General features: G+C 32.9%; 1 protein-coding gene. It reads right to left on the bottom strand.

From position 1 onward, the window contains the following. Nucleotides 1-159: 159 nt before the first annotated feature. Nucleotides 160-1,134 (bottom strand): MBL fold metallo-hydrolase, encoded by a 975-nt coding sequence (locus KI369_RS27750; RefSeq protein WP_212958851.1) that lies wholly within the window; start codon nt 1,132-1,134, stop codon nt 160-162. Between the last annotated feature and the right edge of the window lie 281 nt (nt 1,135-1,415).

The raw sequence follows: 1,415 nt of genomic DNA, 5'->3' as shown, positions 1-1,415 counted from the left end.
TTTCAAGTAGCTTTTTTATGTGAATAGAAAGTAAGAAATAAGAAGGGCTATACAGGCACTCCCGCTAATGATATAGCGAGTCTGTAAATATTCATTCATAGAAAACACCCTTTATGATTTTCTATATTATATGTTGAATATAGAAAATCAGTAGTTACGTTACACATGTAATGTTTCAATTTTTTCATTCACTTTCTTAGCATGTGTTTCGATATTATAAGTGAAAGTTTGACCTAAAAAGAGTACATGCAGTTGTTCCCATGGTAACATACGCAAATTCCAATTATTTCGAAGCCTTGTTATTGCCTCGCGAGGTGTTTCATCGGCGAGTGCAAAAGCTCCGTAATGCATCGGTATAAAGTGTGTAGCATTTAAATCTAAATAAGCTTGCACTGCTTCTTCAGGTGAAACGTGAGATATTTTCATAAACCATTCTGGTTCATAAGCTCCAATTGGCATAAGGGCAACATCAATTGAAAAGCGTTTGCCAATTTCCTTGAAACCTTGGAAATAGCCACTGTCTCCACAAAAATAAATGGTTTCCTCCATATTGTCATTCTTAATAATCCATCCACCCCAGTGAGATGTGTTCATATCAAATAATGATCTTCTCGTCCAGTGCTGAGCAGGTACGAAGTGAAAGGAAACATCATCAATAGTCGTACTTTCCCACCATTTATACTCTTCTACATTGTTGAATTTTTTACGAGTAAATAATTTTTTTAGCCCAATGGGTACTAAGTATAATATGTCATCGTTAAGTTGGCGAAGTGTTGAAAAATCTAAATGATCATAATGACCATGTGAAAGAAGAACAATATCAATTTTAGGTAGTTCGTTTATAGAAAGTCCAGGTTCTGTAAGTCTTGGGACTAGCTTTAATTTATTGGCCCATACTGGATCTGTTAATATATTAAGCCCATTCGTTTGGATAAGGAATGTGGAATGACCAATCCAAGTTACAGTCGTCTTTTCAAAGTTGTTTTGTAGGAATTTACTTTGTTTGACAGGTGATTGTTCTACTAAAAAAGAAAAATCCTTTTTATTTTGTTTTCGTTCTTTTCGCCAACGTATAAAGGAACGAATTGATTTTTTTGTGCTCACATTATCCATGTTTTCATAACGTTTTGTCATGAACATCACCTCATTTAAAATCGTTGTAATTGTATTGTACCGAAATGTTGTTAAGGAATACAGTGTATAACATGGATGAATGTTTAAGGAATTGTTAAAAAATAGGGGGTTGGGTTTACAAAAGTAACAATATAATTCGTTTTGCAACTTCTATTTAGAGAAATAATAGTAAAAAAATATATTTTGTCTAGTAATTCGCTTGAAATAAAGAAGTAACATACGTAAATTCGTACGATTTCGTGAACAAATGTAGTAAACAATTTTCTCGTAGTGTTAACTTT

Origin of the sequence: Bacillus sanguinis (assembly GCF_018332475.1) — a bacterium.
Classification (GTDB): domain Bacteria; phylum Bacillota; class Bacilli; order Bacillales; family Bacillaceae_G; genus Bacillus_A; species Bacillus_A sanguinis.
Note: the sequence above shows the minus strand (reverse complement) of the source record. Positions and strands in the feature narration are given on the sequence as shown.